General features: G+C 76.3%; 20 protein-coding genes. 9 read left to right on the top strand and 11 right to left on the bottom strand.

Annotation, left to right across the window (positions count from 1 at the left end; all coding sequences use genetic code 11):
• The first annotated feature begins 100 nt into the window (after window positions 1-100).
• From ACI79O_RS01930 to ACI79O_RS01900, 7 genes are all read left to right on the top strand, one after another.
• Entirely contained in the window at window positions 101-979 is an 879-nt protein-coding gene (locus ACI79O_RS01930; protein WP_456891488.1) for an ABC transporter ATP-binding protein, read from the top strand.
• A complete protein-coding gene (locus ACI79O_RS01925) occupies window positions 972-1778 on the top strand; it encodes an ABC transporter ATP-binding protein (RefSeq protein WP_456891486.1) in 807 nt (268 codons plus the stop codon). The genes ACI79O_RS01930 and ACI79O_RS01925 overlap by 8 nt, the downstream gene beginning before the upstream one ends.
• A gap of 39 nt (window positions 1779-1817) precedes the next feature.
• Complete coding sequence (locus ACI79O_RS01920) at window positions 1818-2699, top strand: branched-chain amino acid ABC transporter permease (RefSeq protein ID WP_456876765.1); 882 nt, start codon at window positions 1818-1820, stop codon at window positions 2697-2699.
• The gene (locus ACI79O_RS01915) at window positions 2696-3868 is read left to right on the top strand and encodes a branched-chain amino acid ABC transporter permease (RefSeq protein ID WP_456891484.1); all 1173 of its coding nucleotides are present in this window, start codon (window positions 2696-2698) and stop codon (window positions 3866-3868) included. Before ACI79O_RS01920 ends, ACI79O_RS01915 begins: the two co-directional genes overlap by 4 nt.
• Before the next feature lie 110 nt (window positions 3869-3978).
• On the top strand, window positions 3979-5319 hold the full coding sequence (locus ACI79O_RS01910; RefSeq protein WP_456891482.1) for an ABC transporter substrate-binding protein: 1341 nt from the start codon (window positions 3979-3981) through the stop codon (window positions 5317-5319).
• A 179-nt stretch (window positions 5320-5498) separates the two neighbouring features.
• The gene (locus ACI79O_RS01905) at window positions 5499-6476 is read left to right on the top strand and encodes a UDP-glucuronic acid decarboxylase family protein (RefSeq protein ID WP_456913226.1); all 978 of its coding nucleotides are present in this window, start codon (window positions 5499-5501) and stop codon (window positions 6474-6476) included.
• Window positions 6477-6596: 120 nt separating this feature from the next.
• Entirely contained in the window at window positions 6597-8237 is a 1641-nt protein-coding gene (locus tag ACI79O_RS01900) for a VWA domain-containing protein (protein WP_456891478.1), read from the top strand.
• A 28-nt stretch (window positions 8238-8265) separates the two neighbouring features.
• Here ACI79O_RS01900 and ACI79O_RS01895 read toward each other — a convergent pair whose 3' ends face one another.
• Window positions 8266-9792 carry a flagellin N-terminal helical domain-containing protein gene (locus ACI79O_RS01895; RefSeq protein WP_456913225.1) on the bottom strand — a complete coding sequence of 509 codons (1527 nt, stop codon included), beginning with the start codon at window positions 9790-9792 and terminating at the stop codon, window positions 8266-8268.
• Between the two features lie 301 nt (window positions 9793-10093).
• On the opposite strand from ACI79O_RS01895, the gene ACI79O_RS01890 reads away from it, so the two are divergent.
• Entirely contained in the window at window positions 10094-12751 is a 2658-nt protein-coding gene (locus tag ACI79O_RS01890) for a S8 family serine peptidase (protein WP_456913224.1), read from the top strand.
• A 3-nt stretch (window positions 12752-12754) separates the two neighbouring features.
• On the opposite strand, the gene ACI79O_RS01885 is transcribed toward ACI79O_RS01890, so the two are convergent.
• The 9 genes from ACI79O_RS01885 to ACI79O_RS01845 all read right to left on the bottom strand — a co-directional run bounded on the left by ACI79O_RS01885 (window position 12755) and on the right by ACI79O_RS01845 (window position 22352).
• Window positions 12755-13717: a glycosyltransferase family 9 protein gene (locus ACI79O_RS01885; RefSeq protein ID WP_456913223.1), complete on the bottom strand. Its 963-nt coding sequence runs from the start codon at window positions 13715-13717 to the stop codon at window positions 12755-12757.
• Between the two features lie 50 nt (window positions 13718-13767).
• Entirely contained in the window at window positions 13768-15144 is a 1377-nt protein-coding gene (rfaE2, locus tag ACI79O_RS01880; RefSeq protein ID WP_456913222.1) for a D-glycero-beta-D-manno-heptose 1-phosphate adenylyltransferase, read from the bottom strand.
• On the bottom strand, window positions 15141-15806 hold the full coding sequence (locus tag ACI79O_RS01875; protein WP_456913221.1) for a D-sedoheptulose-7-phosphate isomerase: 666 nt from the start codon (window positions 15804-15806) through the stop codon (window positions 15141-15143). Before ACI79O_RS01875 ends, rfaE2 begins: the two co-directional genes overlap by 4 nt.
• 20 nt (window positions 15807-15826) lie before the next feature.
• Window positions 15827-17071 carry a glycosyltransferase gene (locus tag ACI79O_RS01870; protein WP_456913220.1) on the bottom strand — a complete coding sequence of 415 codons (1245 nt, stop codon included), beginning with the start codon at window positions 17069-17071 and terminating at the stop codon, window positions 15827-15829.
• Complete coding sequence (locus ACI79O_RS01865; protein ID WP_456913219.1) at window positions 17068-18048, bottom strand: glycosyltransferase; 981 nt, start codon at window positions 18046-18048, stop codon at window positions 17068-17070. The genes ACI79O_RS01870 and ACI79O_RS01865 overlap by 4 nt, the downstream gene beginning before the upstream one ends.
• The gene (locus ACI79O_RS01860) at window positions 18045-19055 is read right to left on the bottom strand and encodes a glycosyltransferase family 9 protein (RefSeq protein WP_456913218.1); all 1011 of its coding nucleotides are present in this window, start codon (window positions 19053-19055) and stop codon (window positions 18045-18047) included. The genes ACI79O_RS01865 and ACI79O_RS01860 overlap by 4 nt, the downstream gene beginning before the upstream one ends.
• A complete protein-coding gene (locus ACI79O_RS01855; protein WP_456891461.1) occupies window positions 19052-20542 on the bottom strand; it encodes an HAD-IIIA family hydrolase in 1491 nt (496 codons plus the stop codon). Before ACI79O_RS01855 ends, ACI79O_RS01860 begins: the two co-directional genes overlap by 4 nt.
• Before the next feature lie 192 nt (window positions 20543-20734).
• Window positions 20735-21232: a MarR family winged helix-turn-helix transcriptional regulator gene (locus ACI79O_RS01850; protein ID WP_456891459.1), complete on the bottom strand. Its 498-nt coding sequence runs from the start codon at window positions 21230-21232 to the stop codon at window positions 20735-20737.
• Window positions 21233-21257: 25 nt separating this feature from the next.
• Window positions 21258-22352, bottom strand: coding sequence for a hypothetical protein (locus ACI79O_RS01845; protein ID WP_456913217.1), 1095 nt, complete (start codon window positions 22350-22352; stop codon window positions 21258-21260).
• 190 nt (window positions 22353-22542) lie between these two features.
• Here ACI79O_RS01845 and ACI79O_RS01840 point away from each other — a divergent pair, with 190 nt between their 5' ends.
• Window positions 22543-23859 (top strand): alpha-hydroxy-acid oxidizing protein, encoded by a 1317-nt coding sequence (locus ACI79O_RS01840; protein WP_456913216.1) that lies wholly within the window; start codon window positions 22543-22545, stop codon window positions 23857-23859.
• A gap of 228 nt (window positions 23860-24087) precedes the next feature.
• On the opposite strand, the gene ACI79O_RS01835 is transcribed toward ACI79O_RS01840, so the two are convergent.
• A complete protein-coding gene (locus tag ACI79O_RS01835; RefSeq protein WP_456913215.1) occupies window positions 24088-26319 on the bottom strand; it encodes an MMPL family transporter in 2232 nt (743 codons plus the stop codon).
• Window positions 26320-26512: the final 193 nt, after the last annotated feature.

Here is a 26512-nt window from a genome sequence, read left to right as displayed (position 1 = left end):
GTGACGCCCCCCACCGGTCGGCAGGCTCATCGGGACGGACCCGTGACCCATTCGCCACCGTGCGCTGCGGTCGCGGTCACCTCCCCGACGCAGAGGAGACGTGGGCCCCTTGGCGCACCCGCCGGACACCACGGGCAGCACCCCCCACGCGGAGAGACGGCCCACCGCCCGGCTGGAGATGACCGGGATCAGCGTCGCCTTCGGTGGGGTCAAGGCCCTCACGGACGTGTCGCTGACCGTGGAGCCGGGGCAGGTCCACGGTCTCATCGGCCCCAACGGCGCCGGCAAGACGACGCTGTTCAACGTGGCCTGCGGCCTGGTCCGCCCGACCGCGGGCCGCATCGCCTGGCGCGGTCAGGAGCTGCGGCGGCTGCGGCCGAACGAGCTGGCGGAGCTCGGCATCGCGCGCACCCTGCAGGGCGTGGGCCTGTTCCCCGGGCTGACGGTGCTCGAGAACGTCATGGTCGGGGCGCACAAGCACGCGAAGGCGGGGTTCCTCTCCGCGCTGTTCGCCCTCCCGACCTCGGACAAGGACGACGCCCGGCTGCGCGAGCGCGCCCTGGGCGCCCTCTCCGAGCTCGACGCCGAGGGCTACGCCGCCCGCTACCCCGGCAGCCTCCCCTACCCCGTGCAGAAGCGGGTGGCGCTGGCCCGCGCCCTGGTGTCCGAGCCGGAGCTGCTGCTCCTCGACGAGCCGGCCAGCGGCCTGTCCGAGGACGAGATGCACGAGCTGGGCACCACCATCGGCCACCTGTCGGGGCGGATGAGCGTCCTGCTCGTCGAGCACCACATGGACCTGGTCATGCGCGTGTGCGACCGGATCACCGTCCTCGACTCCGGGCAGCAGATCGCCGCCGGGACCCCCGAGCAGGTGCAGAACGACCCGGCGGTCACCGAGGCCTACCTCGGCGACGCCGTCGACGACACGGTCGACGCCAGCGAGCTGGCGGCGACGGACGGGGGCACGCAGCGTGGCTGAGACGCACGGCAGCACCGCCTCGGGCGCCGGCGGCCCCTCCACCGGCCTGACCAAGGGCGTCCCGTCGGGCGGCTCCGCCACGGTGACCGCCGACGCCGTCCTCTCCGTCGAGGGCCTGTCGGCCGCCTACGGCCCGGTCCGGGCGCTCGACGGCGTGACGCTGCGCGCCGAGCAGGGCCGGATCACCGCCGTGCTCGGCGCCAACGGCGCGGGCAAGACGACGCTGCTGCGGACCGTCAGCGGCCTGGTCCGCCCGACCGCCGGCCGGGTGGTCCTGAACGGCGAGGACGTCACGCGGGCACCGGTCGAGGCCATGGTCACCAAGGGCATGTCGCACGTGCCGGAGGGCCGCGGCGTCATCGCCGAGCTGACCGTCGACGAGAACCTGCGGGTCGGCTCGCTGTTCCGCGGCAAGGTCGCGCAGGAGGAGTTCGACCGGGTCTACGACCTGTTCCCGCGGATCAGGGAGCGCCGCAACCAGACGGCGCACACGCTCTCGGGCGGCGAGCGGCAGATGCTGGTCATCGGCCGCGCGCTCCTGGCCCGGCCGAAGGTGCTGCTCCTCGACGAGCCGTCGCTGGGCCTGGCCCCGCGGATCGTGGCGCAGATCTTCGCGCTGCTGCGCCAGCTCGTCGACACCGAGGGTCTGTCGGTGCTGCTGGTCGAGCAGAACGCCCGCAGCGCGCTGTCGGTGGCCGACACCGGCGTGGTCCTCAACCTCGGCCGCGTCGTCGTCACCGACGACGCCGCGCGACTCGCCGGCGACGAGGACCTCCGGCACGCCTACCTCGGCTTCTAGCCCCCCGCTCCTCCGCACCGCCTGGAAGGCAGCCTCCTCGTGCAGGAATTCGTCAACCTCACCCTCGGCGGGGTGATCACCGGCTCGGTCTACGCCGCGTTCGCCCTGGCCCTGGTGCTGATCTGGCGGTCCACCCGGATCGTCAACTTCGCGCAGGGCGCCATGGCGGCGCTCACCACGTTCATCGCCCTGTCCCTCATCGAGTCGGGCCAGTCCTACTGGGTCGGCCTCGTCGTCGCGCTGCTCGCGGGGCTGGTCCTCGGCGCGGTGGTCGAGCGGGTGGTGATCCGGCCGGTGGAGGGCGGGCCGGAGCTCAACGCGGTCATCGTCACGCTGGGTCTGTTCATCGCCATCCAGGCGCTGATCTCGGTGCTCTTCGGCGTCAACCAGCGCGCCTTCGTCCCGCCGTTCTCCAACATCGGCTTCGAGGTCGGCGACTTCACCCTGGCGCTGAGCCCCAACACCGTCTACACGCTCCTCGCGGTCCTGCTCGTGATGGTCGGGCTCACCGCGCTGTTCCGCTTCACCCGCGTCGGCCTGGCCATGCGCGCCTCGGCCTTCGGGCAGGAGGTCGCCCGGCTGCTCGGGGTCCGGGTCGGCCGGATGCTCACCCTCGGCTGGGCGCTGGCCGCCGTCGTCGGGTCGCTGGCCGGCATGCTCATCGCCGCCGAGACGTCCTTCGTGTCGCCGACCTTCATGGACTCGCTGATCGTCTTCGGCTTCGTCGCCGCGGTCCTCGGCGGCCTGGACTCCCCCATCGGCGCGGTCGTCGGCGGGCTGCTGCTGGGCCTGGCGCTCAGCTACGTCCGCGGGTACGTCGACGAGACCCTCGTCGGCATCGCCGCCCTGGTCATCCTCGTGGTGGTCCTGCTGGTGCGGCCCGGTGGCCTCTTCTCGACGACCCAGACACGGAGGGCGTGACCGCCGTGAGCGACCTGCAGACCCCGGCCTCGTCCCCCGGCGCCGGCGCGGCGACCTCCGACGCGCCGACGACGGCCACCGCGGCCAGCAACGCCAGTTCCGCGCAGGCCTCCGGCGGGCGCTCGTTCCTGCCGCGCAACACGCTCCTGCGCCACCTGCTCGTCGTGCTCCTGTCCGCCGTCGGCGCGGTCGTCCTGCTCGAGGCGACCGACCTCGGCTTCAACGCGCAGATCAGCTACGTCGCCTACTACGCGATCGCCGCCGGCGGGCTGACCCTGCTCACCGGGCTCAACGGGCAGATCTCGCTGGGTCACGGCGCCCTGATGGCGGTGGGCGGCTACACCACCGCGCTGCTGCTCGACACCGAGGAGCCGCTGCCGCTGGCCGTCGTCTTCCTCATCGCGGTCGCGCTGACCTCGGTCGTCGGAGCGATCGTCGGCGTCGCCGCCGCCCGGCTGCACGGCCCCTACCTGGCCGGCGCGACGCTCGCGCTGGCCGTCGGCCTGCCCGGCCTGGCGCTGTTCTACGACGAGCTGCTCGGCGGCGAGCAGGGCCTGACGGTCTCCAGCCCGGACCGCCCCGACTGGTTCGTCGAGACGATCCGCACCCTGTCGGGCAACTCGGCCTCGGGCGTCAAGTGGATCGCCTACATCGCCGTCGCGTGCCTGATCATCACCTACTTCCTGCTGGCCAACCTCATGCGCAGCCGGATCGGGCGCACCTGGCGCGCGGTGCGCGACCAGGAGGTGGCCGCCGAGCTCGCGGGCATCAACCTCGGCGCGTGGCGGGTGACGGCCTTCGTGGTCAGCGCCGCCTGCGCGGGCCTGGCCGGCGCCGTCCTCGCCCTCGTCGTCCGGCTGACCGCACCGACCGCCTTCACCATCGTCCTGTCGCTGTCGCTGCTGACCGCCATCGTCATCGGCGGTCTGGGCAGCCTGTTCGGGGCGCTCATCGGCTCGGCGCTGCTGGTCTTCCTGCCGCGCTACCTGCGCGACGCCGGGGAGTCGCTGGACATGGACGCCGCCCAGGCCGCCGAGATCTCCTACGTCGTCTACGGCGTGATCCTCGTGCTGGTCATGCTGTTCGCCCCCGCCGGCCTGGTCGGGTCGATCCGGCTGGCCTGGATGAGGCAGCGCGGGCGGCGGGCCGCCGCCCGCGCCAGGGGGTGAGGAGCCCGGACCCCGTCGGCTGTCCCCCGGCCCGGCCACCGGCCACCTCGACACTCCCCCACCCAGACCTCCCGGGCACCGGTGCCCGGGTCCCCCTCAGAGGAGAACCCTTGACCAGTTCCTCACGACGCCTCGTCAGCTTCGTGGCCGCGGCGACCGTCGCCACCACCCTCGCCGCCTGTGGCGGCGGGGACTCCGGTGGAGGTGGCGGCGGAGGCAGCGAGGACAACGAGGCCTCGGACATCGGCATCACCGAGGACAGCATCAAGCTCGGCGCGCACTACCCGCTGACCGGTCCGGCCGCGCCCGGCTACAGCGAGATCCCCTCCGGTGTGACGGCGTACTTCGACTACGTCAACGACAACGGTGGCGTGAACGGCCGCCAGCTCGAGTTCGTCTACCGCGACGACGCCTACAACCCGACCAACACCAGCCAGATCGTCAACCAGCTCGTCCTCGAGGACGAGGTGTTCGCGATCATGTCGGGCCTCGGGACGCCGACCCACAACGCGGTCACCGACTTCCTCAACAGCGAGGGCGTGCCCGACCTGTTCGTGTCGTCGGGCTCGCGGCTCTGGGACGACCCGGAGGAGAAGCCGTACACCTTCGGCTGGCAACCGGACTACGAGATCGAGGGCAAGATCATCGGCCAGTACGTGGCCGAGAACTTCCCCGACGCCAAGGTCGGCCTGTTCCTGCAGGGTGACGACTTCGGCGAGGACGGCTCGGCCGGTGCCCGCCAGTTCCTCGAGGATCAGATCGTCGCCGAGGAGACCTACGTCCCCGGCGCCACCGACCTCCGTCCGCAGATCTCCGCCCTGCAGGCCGCCGGCGCGGACCTCGTCCTCGGCTTCAACGTGCCGACCTACACCGCGCTCTCGCAGCTGACCGCGCTCCAACTGGGCTACGACCCGCAGTGGTTCTACTCGAACGTCGGGTCGGACCCGTTGCTGGTCGGCACTCTGCTGGCCCGCTTCTCCGAGGGGCAGGTCAGCGACGCCAGCCTGCTCGACGGAGCCCTCACCACCGAGTACATGCCCACCCTGGACTCCCCCGACAACGAGTGGGTGCAGCTGTGGCAGCGGATCTGGGACGAGTACGGCGAGGAGGGCGAGCTCACCAACACCCGGATCTTCGGGATGGCGCAGGCGTACACGATGGTCCAGGCCCTGCAGTCCGCAGGGCAGAACCCCACCCGTGACGACCTGGTCGCCGCCGTCGAGCAGGCCGGCTCCGAGTGGGAGGGACCGGGCTTCACGCAGTTCCGCTACTCGGAGGACAAGCACGCCGGCTACAGCGGCATGCTGGTCAGCCGGATCACGGGCGACGTCTCCGAGGACCTGACGCCGGTGCTCGTCACCGACAACGGCGACGCGGAGATCACCGAGTCCGACTACGAGCCCGTCAGCCCGCCGGAGAACGGCATCCCGGAGGAGGAGCCGATCAACTGAGGTAGCCGTTCCAGCACCTCACCGGCGGGCCGCCGGTCTCCTGCAGGAGGCCGGCGGCCCGTCGGCGTTCCCGGCCGCGTAACCCGGGCGGTGGACACTCAGCTGTCGAAGTGTCGGGTCGTGGTCTCCGGGTAGGAGCCGCGGTGGTCGGCACGGGCAGGACCGGGACGGGAGCGTGGATGGTGCAGGCGGCACGGACGATCCGGCGGGCGGTGGTGACCGGCGGCGCCGGGTTCCTCGGCTCCCACCTCTGCGAGCACCTCCTCGACCGCGGCGTCGAGGTGGTCTGCCTCGACAACTTCCTCACCGGCTCCCCGGAGAACGTCGTCCACCTACTCGAGCACCCCGGCTTCCGGCTGGTGCGCTGCGACGTCACCGACTTCGTGCACGTGCCCGGCGACGTCGACCTGGTGCTGCACTTCGCCTCGCCGGCCAGCCCGCTGGACTACCTCCGGATGCCGATCGAGACGCTGAAGGTCGGCAGCCTCGGCACGCTGCACACCCTCGGCCTGGCGCACGAGAAGGGCGCCCGGTACGTGCTGGCCTCGACGTCGGAGGTCTACGGCGACCCGCTGGTGCACCCGCAGCCCGAGGAGTACTGGGGCAACGTCAACCCGGTCGGCCCGCGCGGGGTGTACGACGAGGCCAAGCGGTTCAGCGAGGCGATGACCACCGCGTACCGGACGTCGAAGGGCACCGACACCGGCATCGTGCGGATCTTCAACACCTACGGCCCGCGCATGCGCGCCGACGACGGCCGCGCCATCCCCGCCTTCATCGGCCAGGCGCTGACCGGCCGGCCGCTGACGGTCGCGGGCGACGGCTCGCAGACCCGCTCCATCTGCTACGTCGACGACACGGTCCGCGGCATCCTCGCGCTGGCCTTCTCCGACCAGCCCGGCCCGGTCAACATCGGCAACCCCGACGAGCTCTCCATGCTGCGGCTGGCCGAGTGGGTCATCGAGCTGACCGGCTCCTCCTCGGGCATCGAGTACATCGACCTGCCCGTCGACGACCCGAAGGTCCGCCGTCCCGACACCCGCCGCGCGGAGAGCCTCCTCGGGTGGCGGCCGACCGTGCCCTCGGAGGAGGGGCTGCGGCGGACGGTCGCCTGGTTCGCCGAGCGGCAGCGGACCCTCGCGCTGCAGGCCGGCTGACGCGGGGCCGAAAGACCTTCGTCCGGCGGCCCGTGGACACTGTGGCCGACTTCGCATCTACATTGGTGACCGGCGGTCGTAGAACACGCCTAGGAACCGGACACTGACGGAGAGCGATCAATGGGCCGCCACGCCGACACGAGCAGCCTGCGCCGCAGCCAGCGTCCCGCCCCCGTCGCCCTGGTGGTCGCCCTCGTGGTGGTCGCGGTGGTGGCCGGGGGCGTGGTCTGGTACCTGGCCTCCGGGTCGGGCGCGAGCGGCTGCGAGGACACCCGCACCGTGCGGGTCACCGTCGCCCCCGAGATGGGCGCCGTCGCACAGGACCTCCTCGACGAGCCGCAGGACCTCGGCGGCGGCGCCTGCGCCGTCGGCGAGGTGACCGCCCAGGAGCCACTGCAGACCGTCGGTGACCTCTCCGCCCTCGAGCGCAGCGCACTGCCCCAGGTCTGGGTGCCCGACAGCTCGCTGTGGACCGTCCGCGCCGGGGACGCCGACCTCGACGCGTCCGGCTCGATGGCCACCTCCCCCGTGGTCCTGGGCACCAGCCGCGCCGCCGCCGACGAGCTCGGCTGGAGTGCGCAGGCCCCGGACTGGCGGGCGGCCCTCAGCGGCGCGCGGCCGGTCGCCGTGCCCGACCTGGCCGCCAGCGCCGAGGGCGTCGCCGCGCTCGCCGCCGTCCAGACCTCGCTGGGTGGCGGCGAGGAGGCCGACAACGCCGTGGTGCAGGCCGTCCTCGCCGCCCGCCGTGGCCCGGCCATCGCCCCGGCCGACGCGCTCGCCGCCGCGGCCGCCGACGACGTCGAGGCCCCCCTCGTGCCGGTCAGCGAGCAGGAGGTCATCACGGTCAACCGGGAGACGCCGGAGTCCGCGCTCGTCGCGGTCTACCCGGCCGAGGGCTCCCCGCAGCTGGACTACCCGGTGCTGCGCGTGGGTGCCCCGGCCGACGAGGAGCGTGCCGCCGTCGACGCCGTCGTGCGGACGCTGACCTCCGGGGCGGCGCGCACCGCCGTCCTGGACGCCGGGTTCCGCGACGCCGAGGGGACCCCGCCGAGCGAGCCCGGCCCGGGGGTGCAGGAAGAGGCGCCGGAGGTCCTCGAGGTCGACCCGGAGCGGGTGCAGACCCTGCTGACCGAGCTCAGCCGGCTCGCGGCGCCCTCGCGGCTGCTCACGGTCATCGACGTGTCCGCCTCGATGGAGGCCCCCGCCGGTGACGGCACCCGCGCCACCCTCGCCCGCGACGCCGCCCGGAGCGCGCTGACGCTCATCCCGGGGTCGTCGTCGATCGGGCTGTGGGTGTTCGCGCACCAGCTGGAGGGCGAGCAGGACTGGGTGGAGCTCGCGCCCATCCGCACGCTCAGCGACGAGGTCGACGGCACGACCCAGCGCGAGCTGCTCGACCGGGAGCTCGACACCATCCCCGACCGGCTCGACCCCGGTGGCACGGGCCTGTACGACACCACGCTGGACGCGTTCCGCGCGGCTCAGCAGCAGTACGACCCCGAGGCCGTCAGCAGCGTCGTGATCGTCACCGACGGCACCAACGAGGACTCGGCGGGCATCGACCTCGACACGCTGCTGCGGACCCTGGGCGAGGAGGCCGACCCGCAGCGCCCGGTCAAGGTCATCGGCATCGCGCTCGGCCCGGACGCCGACGTCGCCGCGCTCGAGCAGATCGCGCAGGCCACCGGCGGCGCGGCCTACAACGCCGTCGACCCCAACGACCTGCAGGACGTCCTCTTCGACGCGCTGCGCCAGCGCTGACCGGCCGCCGCCGCGCGGCCTCGGCCGGTCAGCGCAGCAGCTCGAGGACGACGTTCGCGGACCGGGTGGCCTGGGCCAGCACCGCCGTCCCTGCCTGCGCCACGAGCTGGCTGCGCACGAGGGCGGTCGCCTCCGCGGCCGTGTCGGCGTCGCGGATCCGTGACCCGGACGCGATCGCGTTCTCGATGGCGACGCCGAGCCGGTCGATCCGGTGCGAGAGGCGGTTGTCGACGGCGCCCAGTTCGGCGCGCAACGACGAGACCCGGCCGATGGCGCGGTCGAGCGCCCGAAGGGTCCCTGCGGTCCCGGCGTCGCCACGGTAGGACGGGGTGACCGCGGCCGCGTCCGCTGCGGTCGAGGCCGGGCCGGGGGTCTCCCCGGTGAACACCAGATCCGAGACCGTCGCGACGAACGGCGTGGACCCGGTGCCGAGAGCGGCCACCGCGGCCGCGTTGAGCCGGTCGACGCGGTCCTGCACCGTCACGGCGCCCGTGTAGTCGACCGACCCCAGGTCGAACGACCGCCCGCCGTAGCCCACGGTGCCGACGAGGGCGTCGAAGCCGTCCGCGTACGCGTCCGCCGAGACGTGGTCGCCGGCCAGGACCAGCCGCCCGGGAGCCGCGGTGCCACGGGCGGCGGGGTCGGCGGCGTCGACCGTGGCGGGGACCGGCCCGGTGTACCGCGGGGTCAGCCCGGCGGCGTCGGCCGGCAGCGAGGCCGGGCCCGGGGTGGCTCCGGTGAGGACCAGGCCCGCGGTGGTCGGGGTGAACGGGCCGGCGCCGAGAGTGGCCGTCACCGCGGCGTCCAGCCGGTCGAGGTGGTCCTGCGCGGTCACCGCTCCGGTGCGGTCGACCGACGCGAGGTCGAGCACCCGTCCGTCGTACTCCACGGTCCCGGTCAGTGCGGCGAGAGCGGCGGCCGAGGTGGAGTCCACGGCGAGGGTCAGCCGCCCGGGCGCGGGCGTGCTCGGTTCGACGGCGACGGCCGGCGTGAGCGTGTGCGGGAGACCGAGCCCGCCGGTCAGGTCGACCCGCGACAGCCCGAGGCCGGCCGTGTCCACCGCCCGGCCGGACACGGCGATGACGACGCGGAGGGTGTCGCCGGCGTCGGCGCCGACCTGCAGCAGCCGGTCGTAGGTGCCGTCCAGGAGCCGGATGCCGCCGAACGCAGTCGTGTCGGCGATGTCGTCGAGTTCTGTCCTGAGCTGCTCGAACTCGGTGCGGACGGCGTCCGCCGCCGACGCGTCGGCGGCACCGGCGTTCCCGGCCTGGACCGCCAGGTCGCGCATCCGCCGCAGGATGGCCTGGATCCCGTCGAGCGCGCCGTCCGCGGTGCGGACGACGCCGATGCCGTCCTGGGCGTTGCGGACCGCGACGGCCGTGCCGCGGGACCGGGCACGCAGGCCCTCGGCGACGGCCAGCCCCGTCGCGTCGTCGGCCGCTCCGGCGATCCGGACCCCTGAGGACAGCCGCCGCAGCGACGTCGTCACCGATCGGTCCGACCACTCCAGGGCGGCGTGGGCGTGGAGCGCCGCCACGTGGGTGGCGATCCTCATCCCCGCGCCTCCGTCGTGTCCGCGGTCCGGCTGCGCCCGTGCGCAGGGACCCCTCCCGTCACTTCGGCACCGCCCGAGCAGCCCTTGACCCGAGAACGGATCGTCCGGGAACGCCCCCCCCTCGGGGGGATCTCCCGGTCCCTCGGGTGCAGGCGACAGCCGCAGGCGCCGACGTCCGGCACGGGCCCGCGCCGGGCCGTCGAGCTTCCGAGGGGACGGGACACACATGCACACGGGGTCAGGACACGCCAGGGGCGTCAGGTCCGGGCCGGCCTCCCGGGGGAAGCGGGCGATCTGCGCGGTGCTCGGCATCGCGCTCGGTTTCGGCGGAGCGGCGGCGATCGACACCGCGCTGGCCGGCCCGGCGATCTCGGAGGCGAGCGACTTCGGTCCGGCCGGCGACGGGCGCACGCGCCTGCTCGTCGACGCCCCCGCGGGCATCGACGCCACGACGCTCGCGGCGCTGGAGGACCTGCCCGCGGTCGACACCGCGCAGCTGCTCTTCGACGGCTCGGCGTTGGTCGCCGGATTCGACATCACCCCCGACACCATCCGGGCGGCGCTGCCCGACGCGCAGGTCGAGGTCTCGGTGTCCGGCGAGATCGCCGCCGACCCGATCAGCGACCCGATGTGGGCGTCCTACGGCTGGAACCTGTCCAACACCGGCAGCAACTCCTACGGCCAGACCGGCGTCGCCGGCGCCGACGTCGCCGCGCCCACCGGCTGGCGGGCGGGCACGGGCCGCGGCGTGACGGTCGCGGTCATCGACACCGGCGTGATGACCGACCACCCGGACCTGGCCGGCGCCTTCTGGCGGAACACCGACGAGGTCTGCGGCAGCCCGGCGGACAACGACGGCAACGGCAAGCCCGGCGACTGCGCCGGGTGGAACTACTACGCCAACAGTGCGAACGTCGTCGATGCCGACAACGCGCACGGCACCAACGTCGCCGGGGTGCTCGGCGCCCGCGCCGGCAACGGTGAGGGTTCGGCCGGCGTCGCCCCCGACGTGACGATCATGCCGCTGGTCATCGGCCGCGGCTCGGGGGTCGACCTGCTGCTGGGCGCGGAGGCGATCCGCTACGCCGCCGACAACGGCGCCGACGTCGTCAACGCCTCCTGGGGCGGCCCGGGCGCCGCCCAGCAGCTGGCCGACGCCATCGACTACGCGGTGAGCAAGGGCGTGGTCGTGGTGGCCGCCGCTGGCAACGACGCCGCCAACCGCGACACCTCCATGTTCTACCCGGCCAGCCTCAACCGGCCAGGCATGGTCACCGTCGGCAGCAGCACCGCCGCGGACACCGCGAGCAGCTCCTCGGCGTACGGCGCCGGCACGGTCGACCTGTTCGCCCCGGGCAACCTGGTCCTCGCGCCGTGGAACGACGGCAGTTACAAGCTGGTCTCCGGCACCTCGATCGCCGCCCCGAACGTCGCCGGCGCCTTCGCCCTGTACCGGGCGCAGGACCGGTCGGCGGGCGCCACCGCGCTGGTCGACCGGCTGCTCGGTGACCTGCAGCCGCGGGCGGCGTTCACCGGCAGGTCGGTCACCGGCGGCCGGCTGTCGTTGACCGAGCTCGGCCAGACCGCCGCCGGGGTGTCCTACACCTTCACCGGGATGAGCGCGGACCCGGGCACGGTCACCCCGACCATCGTCACCAGCGGCAGCGCCCCCGCCGGGGCGTACGCCGTCCGGCTGCGCCTGGGCATGGAGCACGAGGGTCAGCTGTACGCGCTCACCCAGCAGCAGGTCACCGTCGGCGGGGTCACCGCGACCACCGACGACACCGGCGCGGTCACCGTCGACCTGGGCAGCCGCCCCGGCCCGTCGGCGACGGTCACCCCGAGCATGGAGCTGGCCCAGGGCCGGTACGTGCTCACCGCCCAGCTGGTCCTCGACGGAGCCGACGTCGGCACGGCGTACGCCGCGCCGCTGCTGGTCGGTGTGACGTACCAGGCGCCCGATACAGGCTCACAGCCCGGCAACCCGCCGCCGTCGCCCGGTGGCAGCACTCCCCCGGCTCCGGGCGGCTCCACACCGCCGTTCACCACCCAGCCCGGCACCAGCACGCCGGGCACGCCGGCACCCGGCGGCTCGACGCCGCCGTCGGCCACGCAGCCCGGCACCAGCACGCCGGGCGGCACCCCGGCACCGGGCGGCTCGACCCCGCCGGGCAGTACTCCCCCGGCTCCGGGAAGCCCGACCCCGCCGTCGGCCACGCAGCCGGGCACCAGCACGCCGGGCACCAGCACGCCGGGCACCAGCACGCCGGGCACGCCGGCACCCGGCGGCTCGACGCCGCCGTCGACCTCCCAGCCCGGCACCAGCACGCCGGGCGGCTCCCCGGCGCCCGGCGGTAGCCAGCCCGGCACCCCGGCGCCCGGCGGCAGCACGCCGCCGAGCTCGCCGGTGCCGGGTGGGTCGACCCCGGCGCCCGGCGGCAGCTCGCCGGAGCCGGGCGGGCAGCAGACCTACCCCGGCGTGGGCCCGTTCGGCCTGACCTCGATCAACCCGACCCGGGTGAGCACCGCCGGTGGCACGGGCGTGACCATCACCGGCCGGGCGGTCCCGGCCGGGGCGCGGGTCCGCGTCGGGTCCAGCGCCCAGGCCACGGTGACCGCGGTGTCGGTCACCAGCGTCACGTTCACCACGCCCGCTCGGGCGGCCGGCACCTACGACGTGTACGTGTTCGCCCCCGACGGCACCTCCTCGGTGCTCGCCGGCGGTCTCACCTACCTCGACGGCACGGGGGGCGTCTCGCCGACCCCGACGCCCGCCCCCGGCACGCCACAGCCCGGCACCCAGCAGCCGGGCGCCGGCGGTGGCACCCGACCGCCGGGCGACGGTTCGGTCACCGGGCCGCGGGGTGAGCGGCTGGTGTCCTCGGCGCTGTTCACCGCGCTGGGCCCCTCGATCTGGCGCCTCGACTGCTCCAGGGCCTGTTCGGGACTGGCCGTCTGACGGTCAGCGGGCGAGCGGCCCCGTCGTGCACGGCACGGCGGGGCCGCTCCCGTCGTGTCCGAGCAGGCCGTCCAGGGCCGCGGTCACCTCGTCGACGGTGATCCGCGCCAGCGCCGGGTCGAGCTCGGTTCCCCAGGGGTCGCCGGTGCCGTCCCCGTGCCAGAGCACGACGTGCTGCGGCCGCGGCGGCGGCCCCCACAGCGCCGGCGACACCGGCCCGAACAGCACGACCGACGGACGGCGGTACGCCGTCGCCAGGTGCGCCACCCCGGTGTCTCCGCTGACCACCACCCGGGCGGCGGCGACGGTGGCGGCGAGCTCGAGGGTCGAGGTGCGCCCGGCGAGCACGGCCTCGTCGGGCAGGCCCGCGCCGCGCACCACGACGGCGGCCAGGTCGCGCTCGGCCGGGCCGCCGGTGACCCGCACGTCGTGCCCGGCGTCGGCCAGCCACCGGGCGACGGCGGCGAACCGCTCGGCCGGCCAGCGGCGGCCGGGGAAGGCGGCGCCGGGGTGCACCAGCGCCGCCCCGGTCACCGGCGGGGGCACGGCGGGGACGGCGAGGCCGAGCGCGTCGGGGTCGGCGGGGACCCCCAGCCCCTCGGAGACCAGGCGACACCAGCGGGCGACCTCGTGCTCGTCGGCATACCAGGCCGGGCCGGGGTAGCCGGGGCTGGCGAAGGTCAGCAGCCGCGCCGGGCGCAGGCCGGCGACGACGACGTGCGACGCCGGGCCCTTGCCGTGCAGGTCGACGGCCAGCTCCGGCGGCGGCCCGGCCCAGTTCAGCGGCTCGAGCTCGCGCGCGGGCAGCACCTCGTCGACGGCGTCGACCAGCCCGGCCAGCGGTGCCAGCGCGGACGTCGTCGCCAGGACCAGCCGGTGGCCGGGCACCGCGGCGCGCACGGCCCGGATGGCCGGGACCCCGGTCAGCAGGTCCCCGAGCCCCAGCGGCCGCAGCACGACCGCCACCGGCCGCCCGTCCCGTGCACTTCCGCGGAAGTGTACGGGAGGAGGACCACTCACACCCGGGAGCGTTCGACCAGGGCGGTGGTCGAGTGGCCGTCGAGGTAGGGCAGGACGACGGCCTGCCCGCCCCACTGCCGGAGCACCGCTGCCTCGGGCAGATCCGCCCCGGCGTAGTCGCCGCCCTTGGCCCAGACGTCGGGCCGCAGCCGGTCGAGCACCTCGGCGGGGGTGTCCTCGTCGAAGACCACGACGGCGTCGACGAACTCCAGGGCCTCGAGCACCCGCGCCCGGTCGGCGGCGGTGACCAGCGGCCGGGACGGGCCCTTGAGCCGGCGCACCGAGTCGTCGGAGTTGATGCACACGACCAGGCAGTCGCCGAGACCGCGGGCGGCGCGCAGCGTCGCGACGTGCCCGGGGTGCAGCAGGTCGAAGCAACCGCCGGTGGCGACCACGGTGCCGCCGGTCGCGCGCACCCGGGCCAGCAGCGCCGAGACGCCGTCGTCCGCGGCGACGTTCGGTTCGCGGGTCGCCGGGGTGTCCCACGCCGACGCCCCGCCCGCGGCGACGAAGCGCCCGGCGAAGGCGACCGCCGCGGCCACCGCCTCCCCGGTCACCGCGCCGTCGGCCAGCGCCAGCGCGGCCGCGGCGGCGAAGGAGTCGCCGGCGCCGCAGGGGTCACCGCCGGTCACCGGCACGGCGGGCACGACCATGGGCGCGCCCTCGCCGTAGGACAGCAGCGCGCCGCGGGCACCGAGGGTGACCGCGACCGCGCCCACCCCCCAGTGCCGGATCAGCGCCTCGGCCCGCGCGCCGACCGCGGCCAGCCCGTCGCCGCCGGGCGTCGTGCCCGCGGCCGCGGCGACCCGCGCGGCCTCCGCGGCGTTGGGCGTGACCAGCCGCACGGAGGGCACCGGGTCGGCGCCGCGCGGGTGCGGGTCCCAGACCACCGGCCCGCGCGCCTCCGCCAGCGCGGCCCGGACGGCGGGGTCGGCCGTGGTGCCGCGGCCGTAGTCGGCGACGAGGACGGCGGCGGCGCCGCGGATGACCTCGACGGCCTCCGCGGGCAGCTCGCCGAGGATGGCCGCGGGCGCTCCGCTGTCCAGCCGCACCACCGAGTGGTCGCCCACCCGCACCCGCTGCTTGACGGCGGTGCCGCCGGCGGCCGGGACCGCGACCAGCCGCACCCGCCCGGCCAGCAGCGCCCGCAGCCGCGCCGCGCCCTCGTCGTCGTCGATCGGCGCGACCAGCACGACCTCGCGCCCGGTGGCCTGCGCCGCGACGACCGCGGCCAGCGCGGCACCGCCGGGGCGCTCACGGATCTCCACGTCCTCGACCACGGGGACCGGCGCGTCGGGGGTCAGCCGCGACGCGGTGCCGACCAGGTCGACGTCGAGCAGCGCGTCGCCGACGACCACCAGCGGCCGGGTCACCGCGCCACCCCGAGCCGGGACTGCGGCACCCGGGCGGGCTCGGCGAGCACCGCGGCGTCGAAGGCCGCGCACAGCAGGTGCAGCGCGACCAGGTGGCACTCCTGCACGGTCGCCGTCCACGGGGAGTCGATGCACACCGCCTCGTCGGAGGCGGCCGCGAGCGGGTTGGGCGCCGGGCCGGTGATCGACAGGACGGTGATGCCGCACTCCCGGGCCCGCCGGGCCGCGGCGACGGCGTTGGGCGAGCGGCCCGACGTCGACAGCAGCACCAGGACGTCGCCGGCGCGGCCGTGCGCCTCCACCTGGCGGGCGAACAGCTCGTCGGCCGGGTAGTCGTTGGCGATGGCGGTCAGCGACGAGGTCTCCGCCGTCAGGCAGATCGCCGAGAACGGCGGCCGGTCGGCGCGGTAGCGGCCCACCAGCTCGGCGGTGAGGTGCTGCGCCTGCGCGGCGCTGCCGCCGTTCCCCGCCGCCAGCAGCCGCCCGCGCGACTCGCCGCACAGCACGTCGGCCAGCAGCCGCCCCCACCGGTCGAGGGTGTCGACCGAGGCGTCGAGGCTGCGCATGGCCGCGTGCAGCGACGCGACGTGGTCGCGGCCGGTCAGGTGCGTGCACGAGTCGGGCGAGACGACCTCGCCGGCCGAGTGGGGAGCGACACTCACGGGGCGACCTCCAGGGGCGCTCATCGGACGGCCTCGACGGGACGCCGGGTGGACAGGACCTGCCGGTAGACGGCCTCGGTGTCGGCGGCCACGCGGGCCCACCGGTAGCGGGCGCGGGCCCGCCGGACCCCGGCCGACCCGTAGGCGGCGCGCCGGGCGTCGTCGGCCAGCAGCGCGGCGAGCACCTCGCCGAGGCGGGCCGGGTCGCGGGGCGGCACCAGGTCGCCGGTGACGCCGTCGGCGACGGAGTCCTGCAGCCCGCCGACGGCGGTGGCGACCACCGGCCGGCCGCAGGCCATCGCCTCGAGCGGGGTGATGCCGAACGGCTCGTACCAGGGCACCGCCAGGACGACGTCGGCCGAGCGGACCCACGCGGGCACGTCGGCGCGGGCCACCGACCCGGCGAAGCACAGCCGGTCGGCGACCCCCACCTCGGCGGCGACCGCGCGCAGCCGGCGGACCTCGGGGTCGGCGTCGACCGCGCCGGCCGGCGGCCCGCCCACGACCACCAGCTCGGCGCCGGGGACGGCGGCCAGCGCGCGGACGGCGTCCTCCTGGCCCTTGCGCTCCACCAGCCGGCCCAGCACCAGCAGCCGCGGCCGGCCCGAGCGGGGCGCGACCGGGCCGCGCGGGGTGAACTCCGTGGTGTCGACGCCGCAGGGCACGATCGACACGCGGTCGCGGGACAGGCCCAGGCGGCGCAGCTCGAAGACCTCGTCGCTGCAGGTGGCCACCACGTGGCCCACCGCCCGGCACAGGCTCCGCTCGAGCTCGACCCGCTGCGCCGGTGAGGTGTCGGCGTCGCCCTGGTGCCGGCGCTTGACCGAGCCCAGGGCGTGGAAGGTCTGCAGCACCGGCACCGGGGTGAGCAGGCTGCCGGCGGCCTCGACGCAGGCCAGCCCGCTCATCCAGAAGTGCGCGTGCACGACGTCCGGCGGCGCGACCGACCAGCGGGCGCGCAGCCCGGCGGCCAGCGCCGGCATGTGGCCGAGCAGGTCGTCCTTGGGCAGCACCGCGGCCGGCCCCGCGGTGAGGTGGCTGACCACGTAGCCGTCGGTGGTGGGCACCTCGTCGGGCAGGCCGGGGTCGTCGCGGCGGGTGTGCACGGTGACCTCGTGGCCGCGTGCGGCCAGGCCCGCGGCGAGCGCCGCGACGTGCACGTTCTGCCCGCCGGCGTCCACCCCGCCGATGGCGGCCAGCGGCGAGGCGTGCTCGCTGACCAGGTCGATGCGCAGCGGGCCGCCGGCGGTCCGGAGCGTCCTCATCGGGTGACCTCCTCGAGGAGCGCATCCCAATCACGGAGAAAGCGAGGGAGCCCGTACCGCTCCAGCGCGGCGGCGCGCGCCGCCTTGCCGGCCAGCCGGGCGGCGTCCTCGTCGTGCAGGTACGTGGCGACGGCGTCCCAGAGCACCTCGGGCCGGGTGGAGAGCACCCCGGCGCCGGCGGGGACCGCCTCGACGACCTCGGTGGTGGCCAGCGCGACCACCGGCATGCCCAGGTGCATCGCCTCGAGCAGCGACAGCCCCAGCGACGTCCACCGCACGGGGTGCACGTACACGCGGCGACGGGCCAGCTCGGCGTGCATCGCGGCCTGCGGCGGGTCGTCGTGCAGGGTCACCCGCGCGGGGTCGAGCCCGTGCCGCTCGTGCAGGCCGGCCAGGCCCATGCCGAACACGTCGACCGGCGCCACCGCGGCGAGCCCGGGCAGCAGGTCGGCGCCCACCGTGCGGCCCCGGCGCACCGGCTCGTTGGTGACGACGGCGGCCCGCGCCAGCTCGCCGGTCCAGCGCTCGCCCGGGTCGACGATGCCGTGCTCGATCACCGTCGTCGGGGCCCGGCCGTTGTCGTAGAAGAGCCGGTTGAAGTGGGTGACGTGCGCGATCGGGACGTCGTCGCGGTCGGCCAGCGGGTGCCGGGTGTGGGGCACCGGGCCGTCGCCGGGCTCGAGACCGGGCGCGTTGTGCTCGAGGAACACCGCGGGCAGGTCGCGCCCGGGCTCGCGGCCCAGCCACTCCCGGACCAATTCCAGGTCGCGCACCCGCTGCAGCACCACGACGTCGACGTGCTCGTCGCGCAGCTGCCGAGGGGTCACCTCGCGCGCCGAGGCCGGCCAGTCCCAGGTGCGGGCGCGGCCGAGCCCGTCGGGGCCCCGGTCCGGGACCACCGGCAGCAGGTACTCGTGCGGGCCCTGGACGAACGCCGTCGTCCACGAGCCGTGCACGTGCCAGAGCAGGACCTTCACGCGGCGATCACCTTCTCCACGGCGGCGACGACGTCGGCGGCGGTCACCGAGGTCAGGCAGGGGTGGCCCGGGACCGGGCAGACGCGGGCACGGGTGTCGCGGCAGGGGGCGTCCTGGTCGCCCAGCAGCACGGTGGGGACGCCGTAGGGCGCCCACCGGACCGCGGGGACGACAGGGCTGAACAGCGAGACGACCGGGGTGCCGACGGCGGCGGCCAGGTGCGCCGGCCCGGTGTTGCCCACGACGACGGCCGCGGCGCGGTCGAGGACGGCGGCCAGCTCGGCGAGGGTCAGCGCACCACCGAGGTCGACGCCGCGGGTGCCGGCGACGGCGGCGGTCAGCTCCCGCTCCCCCGGTCCGCCGGTGACCAGCACCCGGTGTCCCGCGTCGGCGAGCGCCTCGACCGCCTCGGCGCAGCGCTCCGCGGGCCAGGCGCGGGAGGGGACGGAGGCGCCGGGGTGGAGGACGACGTAGCCGGGGTCGTGGGGGTTCGGCGGGAGCGGGCGCCGGACGGCGAGGCGGCCGTCGTCGCCGGCCGGCAGCTCGAACCCGGCGGCGCGGGCGAGGGACAGGGCCCGCTCGGGTTCGGGCAGGTCGTCGTCCACCCGGTGGCGGACGTCGAGCAGGGAGCCCGGGTAGTCGACGCTGGTGGCGGAGATGCGGGGCACCCCGGCCGCGCGCAGCACCAGCGCCAGGGGCAGCGGCGACTGGTGGAACGACGTGCTGACCACCGCCTCGTCGGGGGCCAGCGCCCGCACCCGCGCGGCGAGCGCGGCGAGGTCGGCGGCGTCGACCGGCGGCGGGTCGCCGAGGATCCACGGGCAGGCCCAGGTCCAGACCTCGTCGACGTCGGGCAGCAGCGCGGCGGCCTCGGCCCCGGCCGGGCCGGCCAGGAAGACCACCCGCTCGGCGCCCGCGGCCACGGCGCGGACCAGCGGACCCTGCAGGAGGACGTCGCCGGCGTTGTCGAGCCGGGCGACGAGGACGGTGCCCCGGCGGCGGCTCACCACCGGCCGGCCAGGACGTCGTCGACGGCGGCGGTGAGCGTCGCTGCGCGGTGCGGCGCGGCGTCGACCTCCTGCCTCCGCGTGACCGGCGTGGGCACCAGGACGGCGCGGGCGCCCGCGGCCGCGGCGGCCTCGACGTCGGCGCCGATGTCGCCGACCACCACGGTGCGCGCGGGCTCGACGCCGAGCTCGGCGCAGGCGGCCTTCACCATGCCCGGCGCGGGCTTGCGGCAGCTGCAGCCGTCGTCGGGGCCGTGCGGGCAGACCTGCACGGTCCCGAACGGGCCGAGCAGCTCGTCGAGCCGGGCCATGCAGGCGTCGACCTGCTCGCGGGTGATGATCCCGCGGGCCACGCCGGACTGGTTGCTCACGACCCCGACCTGCACGCCGCGGGCCCGCAGCCGGTCGAGTGCCTCGCGGGCGCCGTCGACCGGGCGGACCCAGGCGGGGTCGCCGTTGTAGGGGAAGTCGTGCACGAGCGTGCCGTCGCGGTCGAAGAGCACGAGGTCGGGCAGGCCGCGCCAGGGCGTCACCCGGCGGTGCCGCACCACGCCACGCAGCCAGTGCCAGGTGGCCAGCGGCGGGATGACGGCGCTGGTGAGGGCCATGGTGCCGACCTCGGCCCGGTCGCGCGGGCCGGGGGCGATCCGCGCCCAGGCGAACTCCGCGGTGCCGCCCGCCCAGGCCAGCGCGGCGGCGAGCGCGGCGCGGGGCCGGCGGGCGGCGGCCAGGCCCACCGCGGCGAGCCCGGCCGCGGTGACGGCGAGGTGCTGCGGGCGGCGGCCCAGCGCGGCCTGCGCCCGCTCGCGCCAGCCGGGACCGTGCAGCCGGCGCATGAGGACGTCGTCGGCGTTGCCGGCCTGCACGCGGACGCTGACCCAGCGGTCGACCGGGCGGACCGGGTGGGTGATCGCGCGCTCGCCGCGGACCAACCGGGCGCCGGTGCCCATGACGCGCAGGGCCAGGTCGGAGTCCTCGCGGAAGGCGCGGGGGAAGCGCTCGTCGAACCCGCCGACGGCGGCCAGCGCGGCCCGGCGGTAGGCGAGGTCGGCGGTGATCCAGGCGCTGGTGGCCAGGCCCGCGGTGCCGCGCTCCCAGTCGGTGGGCCGCCGGTCGGCCGGCAGCGGCACCCGCACCCGGCCCTGGCTGCCGGCGACGTCGGCCGGCAGGCCCTCGAGGTCGGCGGTCAGCCGCTCGTACCAGTCGGGATCGGGGACGACGTCGTCGTCGAGGAAGGCGATCCACTCCGTGCGGGCGGTGCGCCAGCCGAGGTTACGGGCGCGGGCCGGGCCGCCGCCGCCGGTGCGCACCACCCGGACCGGCGGCAGACCGGGGCGCTCGACGGCCAGCGGGGGTCCGGCGGGCCGGTCGTCGACCACCACGAGTTCGGCCGGGCGGGGGCCGGGAGCGGCGGCCAGGGCGTCGAGCAGCACGTCGAGCGACGGCCGGCCGATGGTCGGCACGACGACGGTGCAGCTCACGGACATGATCGCGCCCTGCCCGGTCGTGCCCGTCCGCAAACACTACGGGCTTGAAGTTCCCCCGCCCGGCGCCCTCCGGCCCCGCCTGCGAGGCCCGCCCTCGTGACCCGAGTGGGCGGTCGTGGTCGGCGACACCGGCAGCCACGCCGCATCGGGCAGCACCCACTGCGCACTCGGCAGTGCGGGGTGGGGGACTCCTCAGCGGCGGATGCGGGTGGCCGCGGAGACCCGCGCCAGCGCGTCGGTGACCACGGCGGCGTCGTCACCCAGCAGGGTGAGCAGGCGAGCGACGAGCTCGTCGTGGGTGACCGCGGCGGCGCGCACCCGCTCCCGGCCGGCGTCGGTCAGCCGGGCGTGCAGCAGCCGGCGGTCCCCCGGGCGCCGCTCGCGCACGACCAGCCCCTGCTCGACCAGCCGGCCGACCGTGCTGGTGACGCCGGCCCGCGACAACCCGAGCGCCTCGGCGACCTCGCCCATCGTCACCCGCTCACCCGGTGCCTCGGCGATCCGCCGCAGCGCCTCGAACGCGGTGAGGGACAGGTCGTGCTGGCGGTGCAGCGCGGAGTCGACCCGGTGGGTGATCCGGTCGTGCACCTGGACGATCCGCAGCCAGGTCTCCGCGGCGCGCGGTGCGACCCCGGCCAGCTCTGCGGGGTGGGACGGGACGCCGGGAGCCAGCACGTCCTCGGAGCCCATCGCACCATCGTGACCGAAGTCGGCGTCAGGCGCTCCCGGTCGGGCCGGTCGGCCAGGAGGGTCCGGCCGGCCAGGACGGCGCGGACGGCTCACGACGGCGGCCGGCGCTCAGGACGAGACCGGTGGCGGTGACGACCAGCGCCAGCCCGGCGAGCACCAGGGGGACGGGCACCGGGTCCGGGTCGACCGGGCGGGCCGCGGCGGTCACGCGCAGCTCGACCACGGCGGTGACCTCGGAATCGGTGCCGACCAGCGCGAGCGTCGTCGTGCCGGCGGCGCCCGGGACGCGCACGGTGGCCTCCACCTCGCCGTCGGGACCGGCCGCGACCGAGGCCAGGACCCTGCCGCCGGCCACCTGCACGGTGACCACCTCGCCGGGCGTGAAGCCCGCCCCCATCAGGATGACCGCGTCGCCGGCGGTGACCTGCCCCGCGGAGGCCACCACCGCGCCGCCGGGCGAGACGCCGCCGTCGCCCGGGACACCGGGAGCGGGGTCCGGCGCGGGCGGGTCGGGCACCGGCAGCGGCGCCACCTCGGGGGCCGGGGCCACGTCCCCCTTCGGGACCGGGACCTGCTCGGGCGCGGAGTCCGGGGCGGGCGGCACCGCCGGGGCGCCCGCGACCGGCGGCACCTCACCGCCGCCGGGCGGGACGGCGATCGCCGCGCAGTCCTCCTCGGCGGGCCGGGTGAACACGAAGCCCTCGAGCTCGTCGACGTAGGTGGTGCCCGAGCCGTCCAGGGCGGTGAACTCCAGCCGGCTGTCGACCGTCTCACCCCAGGCCACCTCCGCCGTGCGCAGCACGGCGACCTGTCCCGGCTGCAGCTCGGCGGAGGCCTCGCCCTCGGGGGCGCGGGTGGTGGCCAGCGTGACGGCGTAGGCGACCGTCCCCGCGGTCACCTCGACCACGACGCCGCCGGGACGGCAGCTGGGCCCGTGCGTGACGCGGGAGTCGGGGCGGGCGGGGTCGTCGGCGGCCGCGGCGGGAGCGGCGAGCGCCACGGCACCGGCCAGCAGCGCGGTCAGCAGGCCCGTCGTGGCGGCCAGGCCGGAGAGCCCCGTCGCCAGGACGGGGCGGAACGCGCGCCCCGGCCTGGGCCTGGGCAGGGTCCCGACCGGCACGGTGTCCCCCTCGAGCGGTCGCGCACGCCGGCCCGGTGGATCCGGGACGGCGCCCTGCCATTGTGCGGCGCGTGACCACGTGGGGACGAACGGTCGACCGCGCGTCGCGACCTGGTGCGGCGTGTCGGCGCCCGGGCGTGTCGCTGAGGGGGGTCGGGAGCGGGTGAGCCGGGTCACTACGGTGATCGCCGTGGACTCCGCCGCCGGGACCGGCCGCCGCCGACAGAACGAGGTCTACCGCGCCGGGGTGTACGGGCGCTCCCCGCTCGTCCCGACCACCGCCCGGCCGCTGCAGCGCCGGGCCCGCGAGCGGCTGACCGCCCGGGCCTACGCCTACGTCGCAGGGGGCGCCGGCGAGGAGCACACCCAGCGGGCCAACCGCGCGGCCTTCGACCGGTGGGCCGTCGTCCCGCGGGTGCTGCGCGACGTGAGCGCGCGGGACACCTCCGTGGAGCTGTTCCGCCGGCGGATCCCCGCGCCGCTGCTGCTCGGCCCGGTCGGCGCCCTGGAGCTGGTGCACCGGGAGGCCGACCTGGCGGTGGCCCGCGCCGCGGCGTCGCTGGGCGTGCCGTTCGTCTTCTCCAACCAGGCGTCGGTGCCGATGGAGGCCTGCGCGACGGCGATGGGCGACGCGCCGCGCTGGTTCCAGCTGTACTGGTCGACCTCCGACGAGCTGGTCGAGAGCCTGGTCGCCCGCGCGGAGGCGGCCGGCTGCGAGGCGCTGGTCGTCACGCTCGACACCACGATGCTCGGCTGGCGGCCGCGCGACCTCGACCTCGGGCACCTGCCCTTCGCGCTGGGCAAGGGGATCGCGCAGTACACCTCCGACCCCGTCTTCCGGCGGCTGGTCGAGGCCCGGGTGGCCGAGGCCGGCGACGCCGCGCCCGCGCAGGCCGGTGCGGCCGCCGGGCGCGACCGCCAGCCGCGGCCGACGCTGGCGGCGGTCCTCGCGATGGTCGGCATGGCGCGCGCCTGGCCCGGCCCGCTGCGGGAGAACCTGCGCTCGCCGCTGCCGCGTGCCGCCGTCGAGACCTTCCAGGCCATCTACTCGCGCCCGTCGATCACCTGGGCCGACCTCGCCTGGCTCCGGTCCCGCACCCGGCTGCCGGTCCTGCTCAAGGGCGTGCTGCACCCCGACGACGCCCGCCGGGCGCTGGACGAGGGCGTCGACGGGATCGTGGTGAGCACCCACGGCGGGCGGCAGGTCGACCGGTCGGTCTCCGCGCTCGACGCGCTGCCCGACGTGGTCGCCGCGGTCGGCGACCGGGCGCCGGTCCTGCTCGACAGCGGCATCCGCAGCGGCGCCGACGTGCTGGTCGCCGTCGCCCTGGGGGCGCGCGCGGTGCTGCTGGGCCGGCCCTACGCGTGGGGGCTGGGCCTGGCCGGGGAGGCGGGCGTGCGGCAGGTCGTCTCCGACGTCCTCGGCGAGTTCGACCTTACCCTCGGCCTGACCGGGCACACCTCGGTCGCCGAGCTCTCGCCGGAGGCCCTCCGCCGGGTCGGCTAGGTCCGCAGGGCGCGTCGTCCCGAGCCACCCGGAGGCCCCGTCCCGACACGCCGGGCCGGGGTTGACTCCGACTGTGACGGCGCTCACAGTGGAGGTCGGGCGGGGGCCACCGGTAGACGATTGGCCCCCCACTGCTGGGGGGATCGACCCACGCGGCCAGACCGCCAGCACCGGCCCCCCGCCCCACGACGACGCCGGCCCCGGGACCTCCGGGGCCGGCGTCGTCGTTCAGTCGCGGGTGCCGGCCAGGGCGGGCTCCTCGCCGGCCGCCGGCCGCGGAACGGGCACCGCGGCCCCGGGCAGCGGCTCGTGCCGCAGGTCGGGCAGCCACCGCAGCCAGCGGGGCAGGTACCAGCTCGCCTCGCCCAGCAGCCGCATCGCCGCCGGCAGCAGCACCGCCCGGACCACGGTGGCGTCGAGCAGCACCGCCACCGCCAGCCCCAGCCCGATCTGCTTCATGCTGGTCAGCGACAGCGTCACGAAGGTCAGGAAGACGAACACCATGATCACCGCGGCGCTGGTGACCACGCCCGCCGACGAGGTGATGCCCTGCGCGACCGCCCTCCGCGTCGGCAGGCCACGGTCGTGACCCTCGCGGATCCGGCTGAGGATGAACACGTGGTAGTCCATCGACAGGCCGAAGAGGACCACGAAGAGGAACAGCGGGATCCAGTTGACGATCGCACCGGTCCGGTCGAGCCCGATCAGGCCGGCCCCCACGCCCTCCTGGAAGACCAGCACCATCGCGCCGTAGGCGGCGGCGACGCTGAGCAGGTCGAGCACGATCGCGGTGACCGCCACGGTGACCGAGCGGAACGACACCAGCAGCAGCACGAACGCCAGCACCAGCACGAACCCGAACACCCAGGGCGTGCGGTCGGCCATGAGCTCGTCGAAGGCCACCGAGTAGGCGGTGTCGCCGGTGACCACCGCGGTCACGCCGTCGAGCTCCCCCAGCGTGGCGGGGACGACGTCGTCGGCGAGGGTGGCCAGCGCGTCGCGTGAGGCCTGCTCCTCCCCGTCGCCGACCAGCGGCACGGAGACGACGGCCACCGTGGCGGCCTCGTTGGTCTCGACCCCGATCGGCTCGTTCACCTGCCCGGTGGCCAGGGCCCGCTCGCGCAGGTCGGCCAGGGCCGCCTGGACCTCGGGGGCGGTGACGTCGGGCGCCGCGACCACCACCTCCGCCGGCACCGGCCCGCCGGGGAACGCCTCGGTGATTCGGTCGAACGTCCGGATGACGGCGAGGTCCTGCGGGAGGTCCTCGACGCCCTCGCCGCGCAGGTCCATCGCCAGGGCCGGGACGGCGAGCGCGACCAGGGCGGCGCCGGCGGTCAGGGCGGCGACCAGCGGGCGGCGCAGCACGGCGCCGAGAACGGCCGGCCAGAACCGGCCCGGGCCGGCGTCGCGCCGGTGCAGGTACGGGATCCGCCCCCTCTCCACCCGGTCGCCGAGCCAGGCCATGGTGGCCGGCAGCACGGTGAGCGAGCCGAGCACCGAGATCGCGACGACGAGGATCGTGGCCGAGGCGACGCCGGTGAAGACGGAGAACCCGGTGAGGAACATCCCGGCCATCGCCACCACGACGGTGACACCCGAGACGAGCACCGAGCGGCCCGACGTGGCGGCGGCGACGTCGAGCGCGTCGACCGGACCGGCGCCCCTGGCCCGCTCCTCGCGTTCGCGCTTGAGGTAGAAGAGCGAGTAGTCGACGCCGACGGCCAGCCCGATGAGCAGCATGACGATCTGCGCGTTCTGGTCGACGTGCCAGACCTGGCTGGTGAGGCTGAGCAGCCCCAGCGCGGCGACGAACGCCGTGAGTGCGAAGACGAGCGGCACGAGCGCGGCCACCACGGCGCCGAAGGTCACCAGCAGCACGACGAGGGTGATCGGGATCGACAGCAGCTCGGCGCGCCGGAAGTCGGCGTCGAGGACCTCGCCCAGCGCGAGGTCGGCGCTGGTGTCGCCGAACTGCTCGACGCGCACGTCCTCGTGCCGGTCGGCGACGGCGGCCAGCGCGCCGGCGATCGCGGGCAGCTGCTCCGCGGCGTCCTCGCGGTCCCCGGCGACGTCGAAGGTCACCAGCGCCGAGCGGGCGTCGGCGGACACCAGCGGGGCGCCGTCGAGCGGGCTGACCACGCCGGTCACCTCGGGGGTCCGCCGGAGCGTCTCGACGACGTCGGTCAGCGCCGCGGTGGCGGCGGCCTCCCCGACCTCGGCGTCCCGCTGGACGAGGACCATCTCCGAGGCCGGTTCCTCCCAGCCGTTGTCGTCGAGGATCTGCTGCGCCCGGGCCGGCGCCCCGACGCGCTGCTCGGCCGCGGTCAGCTCCCCCTGCGGGACCAGCTGCCCCACCAGGAGGGCCAGGGCCACGAAGGCCAGCCAGCCGCCCACCGCGGCCCTGCGGTGCCGCGCGCTCCACCGCCCCACCCGGCCCGCCAGGTTGCCGGACACGTCCACGTCGGTCTCCCGCCTGCTCGTTCGACGGGCCCGACTCTGCTGGCCGGGGTCGGGCCGGCCGATCCCGCCAGCCGGGGGGGGGGGGGGGGGGGGGGGGGGGGGGGGGGGGGGGGGGGGGGGCGGGGGGGGGGGGGGGGGGGGGGGGGGGGGGGGGGGGGGGGGGGGGGGGGGGGGGCCGCCCCCCCCCCCCCCC

It is taken from the genome of Geodermatophilus sp. SYSU D00696, from assembly GCF_054050235.1.
Note: the sequence above shows the minus strand (reverse complement) of the source record. Positions and strands in the feature narration are given on the sequence as shown.